The sequence below is a fragment of the Sphingomonas bacterium genome (assembly GCF_903644055.1).
Taxonomy (GTDB): domain Bacteria; phylum Pseudomonadota; class Alphaproteobacteria; order Sphingomonadales; family Sphingomonadaceae; genus Sphingomonas_I.
On the sequence record NZ_CAHJXD010000132.1, the window covers coordinates 1 to 4,127 of the forward strand.

A 4,127-nucleotide genomic window follows, 5' to 3' on the forward strand; every position below is an offset into this window, starting at 1 on the left:
CGGGGTCCCGCTGCCTGCCGACGTTGAAGAAGAAGCGGGACCCCGGCTCAAGGCCGGGGTGACGCGAGTTCAGCGTCAACAGGACCCCGAAGACTACGGACCTGTATGCCGCATGCCCTCTATCAATTCGCCGCCGATGCGCCTATATCGGCCCTGCTGACGTCGCCTGCGACGGATATCGGGCCCGCTTTTGGCTCTCCCTTTGTCCCTTTCTAGCTTTGCCGAAGCCGGGATGCGCCGCGTCGGCGCATGCCCGTCACCCTCCCCGCCATATGGGGGACAAAGGAATATCCTATGATCACCGGAACCGTTAAATTCTTCAATCCGGACAAGGGCTTCGGCTTCATCGCGCCCGAGGGCGGCGGCGCCGATGCGTTCGTCCACATCTCGGCCGTCGAGCGCGCCGGCATGCGCACGCTCGATAAGGAACAGCGCGTTTCCTACGAGCTCGAGACCGATCGTCGCGGCAAGACCTCCGCGGTCAACCTCCAGGCGGCCTGATCGATCGACCGGGGGGCGGCGACGTCCCCCGGTCACCATTTGCGCCGGCGATCGCGCCGGCAGACGATTCCCGGGAGCCCGTTCTATGTCGCGCGTCGCCGTCCGCCCCTATCTCGTCAACAAGGACGAGGAAGGCGTGTTTCGCATTACCGTCCGCTCGACGCGGTTCAATTCGCAGGGCTATCCCCTGGTTTCGACCGAGATGCTCGGCGAGACTTTCCCGACCGCGACCAAGGCGCGAACCTATCTGCGCGAGCATTACCGCGCCGAGGCGACCGACATCGCTACCAAATGACGATCCGAGCGGCGTAACTCCGGGGTCTGTGCTGTTGGCGTTGATCTCGTCACCCCGGCTCAAGGCCGGGGTGACGTTCAGTTCGAACAGCACAGTCTCCAAACCGTCCGATCGAAGAGCTTCAGCTTACGGTCAGGACGCCGTCATCGATCGAGAAATGGTGGAAGCGGCGGATCATATCCTGACCGAGCAGAGACACGCCGCGGCCGTTTCCCATCACCGCGATCCGGACGTTCGTATAGGTCGTGCCCGCGATCCTCAGATTTTCCACCTTGGTGAAGCTGAGCGGGGCCATGCCGTTGGCGGTGACCAGAGTGTTGCGGAAGTGCAGCTTTGCGGGGTCGATCCCGAGGCGGCGCGCATCGGCCTGCGTGAGGATCGTGGTATTGGCGCCGCTATCGACGATGAAGCGGACCGGTTTATTCTCTGCCACCGCATCCATATAATATAGTCCGTCGCTGCTCACCGTTACCTGATGTTCCCGATCATCGAGATCGACAACATCCGGCGAGGGCGCACCAACATCTTTGCTGGCGGTGGTATCAACTCGGTTTTCGACCGCATTAGTCGCCATTGGCGACATCATGACTGCTGCACTTAGTGCCATCAGCGGAATTGCCAAGCTACCGGGCATAACGAACCCTCTCTTAAGCCATGAAACTATCGTTTCGTCGCACAAACAGGGCGATGTGACGCTAAATACACCAAGTTAGCTTGGGTTCCTGAATGTTGATTCAGGTTATCGATTTCGGCTCGTTTTTTCGAAGGTCATAATAAACCGGCAACACTATATTGGTAAGGGTTGCTGACCATGACTCGGCCTATTGCCGATAATATCCATATTGGTCAGAGTCACTGACCATGAATCTGTGCGACGAATGCATTTCGTTAATATATTTACGGTGAAAGGCCGACATTGACTAAGATCGCGTAAGTCGTGGCGCCGTAGAATCGGTCAGGTCGTCTTGGCGATTCCCAGCCGCCGCAATTCGATCGCGGGGCAGCGGTCCATAACCACCTTCAATCCTGCCACTTCGGCACGCGCCGCCGCTGCCCCGTTGATCACGCCGAGCTGCATCCACACCGATTTGGCGCCCGCCGCGATCGCCTCGTCGACGGCGTCGCCCGCCGCACCCGGTTGGCGGAAGATATCGACCATGTCGATCGGTTCGCCGATCTGGCCGAGCTCCCGCCAGACATATTCGCCGTGGACATGCTCGCCGCTGATCTGCGGATTCACCGGCAGGATGCGGTAGCCCCAATCCTGCATCACCCGCATCACGCCCCAGCTCGGGCGATCGGGGCGATCGGAGGCACCCACCACCGCGATCGTGCGGGTTTCGGTGAGGAGCTGGCGGACATCTTCGTCGGTGGTCAGCGGCATGATCGATCTCCTTGCAACGACGATATCCGCCCCAGCCGCGTCGGCTTTAACGTGCAAAAAAGCTTGACAAAAATTAATAATCTGCTAGGAAAATGGTTCGCACTTCGGGGAAATGTGCGGTTGCGTGGGGGTATCATGGCTCATCTGTTAAAGCGTATCGCCGCATTGCTGTTCGGCGCCTGCTTCGCGCTGAGCGCGCAGGCCATCACCATCGTGGATACCGGGCAGCCGACCCAAACCAACGGTGGCTATACGCTGTACTCCAGCCAGTGGCTTGCCTCCGAGTTCAACGTCACCAGCGCGGTCAACCTGACCGACGTGATGGGCTATATGAACTTCACCGGGGCGCTGCGCGTTGCAATCTACAGCGACGGCGGCGACCTGCCCGGAACCAAGCTCTATTCCGCAACGTCCACGCAGTCGGGCACCGGCTGGTTAGGCTCCTCGGGGTTGAACTGGGCGCTGACCAGCGGCAGCTATTGGGTTTCGTTCGAAACCGATTCCGGCAACGGCTATATGCCTTATCCTTCACCTATCCCGCTCAATCAGGAGGCCGGCTATCATCCTGGCGCGCAAGGCTGGTATTCCGCCGACACTCTCAATCTCGGCGTGCGCATCTACGGGACGGCAGCGGTGGTGCCCGAGCCTGCTTCGTGGCTGATGATGGTCCTGGGCTTCGGCCTGGGCGGCGTGGCGCTGCGCCGCGCGAAGGCGCGGACCCCGCTCGCCACCTGACGCTTATTTGTCGGCGTCGGTAAGCGCCGCCGACACGCGTTCCGCCAAGGCCTTGAACAGTGCGCCCTCGGGCGCGTCGCCCCCAGCGGGGGGGAGCCCCGCGTCCGATGCGGCGCGGATCGCGGTCGTGAGCGGGATGCGGCCGAGGAAGGGAAGCGACAGCCTCGCCGCCTCGGCCTCGGCGCCGCCGGTGCCGAACGGGTCCGAGGCTTCGCCGCAGTGCGGACAGATATAGCCCGCCATATTCTCGACCAGCCCGAGCACGGGGACATCGGCCTGCACGAACAGATCGATCGCGCGCGCGGCATCGATCAACGCGAGATCCTGCGGCGTGGAGACGATGATCGCGGCCGCCGGGCGATGCTTCTGGATCATCGTGAGCTGGACGTCGCCGGTGCCGGGGGGCAGATCGAGGATCAGCAGCTCCGTTTCTCCCCAGGCGGCGTCGACCAACTGGGTCAGCGCGCCCGCCGCCATCGGGCCGCGCCACGCGATCGCCTTGCCGGGCTCGACGAGCTGGCCGATTGAAAGCAGGGGCACGCCGTAGCGCGTGGGGACGGGGATGAGCTGCTTGTTATAGGCTTCGGGCTTTTCCGGGGCGTCCATCAGGCGCGGCTGCGACGGGCCATAGATATCGGCATCGACGAGCCCGACCTTGATGCCCCGCCGCGCCAGCGCGATGGCGAGATTGGCGGCGACGGTCGATTTGCCCACCCCGCCCTTGCCGCTGGCGATGGCGAGGATGCGGCGCGCGCTTCGCGGAGCGGCGGGGCGCTCGGCGGTGAGTAGCACGCGCGCTTCGGCGATCCCTGGCAGCGCGAGCAGGGATGCGCGGACTTGGGTTTCGAGCCGGTGCCGCTGGTCCGCGTCGAGCCCGGCGACATCGATCATCACGTCGGCGCGGCCGCCTTCGATGCGGGGCGCGGCGGCGCGGCCCGATGCGATCAGGCCCTGCCCCGTTGCGGGATCGACGACGGCATCGAGCGCGGCGGCGGCATCGGGCAAACTCATGCGCGGCCCGCTACGCGCTTTCGCGAGCGCAAGCACTGTTTTTCCCGCCGCCGCTCCCTATAAGAGAGAGATGAACGAGAGCGGGTTGCCGGCTGCCGACGGCGCGGTGTTGAACGAAGGCGGCCCCTGGGGCGGCGGTTCGGGCGAGGATGGCGAGAAGCGCGAGACGGGCGGCTGGAAGCCGCCGCTGCGCCGTCGCGG

The 4,127-nt window shown here is 63.8% G+C and carries 6 protein-coding genes; 3 read left to right on the forward strand and 3 right to left on the reverse strand.

The annotated features are described in order from the left end of the window. Positions 1-294: 294 nt before the first annotated feature. Both HUU94_RS05780 and HUU94_RS05785 read left to right on the forward strand, forming a co-directional pair. Positions 295-501, forward strand: coding sequence for a cold-shock protein (locus HUU94_RS05780; protein WP_174274150.1), 207 nt, complete (start codon positions 295-297; stop codon positions 499-501). A gap of 85 nt (positions 502-586) precedes the next feature. Next, a complete protein-coding gene (locus HUU94_RS05785; protein WP_174274151.1) occupies positions 587-796 on the forward strand; it encodes a hypothetical protein in 210 nt (69 codons plus the stop codon). Between the two features lie 121 nt (positions 797-917). Here HUU94_RS05785 and HUU94_RS05790 read toward each other — a convergent pair whose 3' ends face one another. Both HUU94_RS05790 and HUU94_RS05795 read right to left on the reverse strand, forming a co-directional pair. Further along, positions 918-1,418 carry a retropepsin-like aspartic protease family protein gene (locus tag HUU94_RS05790; RefSeq protein WP_174274152.1) on the reverse strand — a complete coding sequence of 167 codons (501 nt, stop codon included), beginning with the start codon at positions 1,416-1,418 and terminating at the stop codon, positions 918-920. A 333-nt stretch (positions 1,419-1,751) separates the two neighbouring features. Next, complete coding sequence (locus tag HUU94_RS05795; RefSeq protein ID WP_174274153.1) at positions 1,752-2,180, reverse strand: CoA-binding protein; 429 nt, start codon at positions 2,178-2,180, stop codon at positions 1,752-1,754. 135 nt (positions 2,181-2,315) lie between these two features. Here HUU94_RS05795 and HUU94_RS05800 point away from each other — a divergent pair, with 135 nt between their 5' ends. Then, positions 2,316-2,915 carry a PEPxxWA-CTERM sorting domain-containing protein gene (locus HUU94_RS05800; RefSeq protein ID WP_254601993.1) on the forward strand — a complete coding sequence of 200 codons (600 nt, stop codon included), beginning with the start codon at positions 2,316-2,318 and terminating at the stop codon, positions 2,913-2,915. Positions 2,916-2,918: 3 nt separating this feature from the next. Here HUU94_RS05800 and HUU94_RS05805 read toward each other — a convergent pair whose 3' ends face one another. Then, positions 2,919-3,926, reverse strand: coding sequence for an Mrp/NBP35 family ATP-binding protein (locus tag HUU94_RS05805; protein WP_174274154.1), 1,008 nt, complete (start codon positions 3,924-3,926; stop codon positions 2,919-2,921). Positions 3,927-4,127 lie beyond the last annotated feature (201 nt).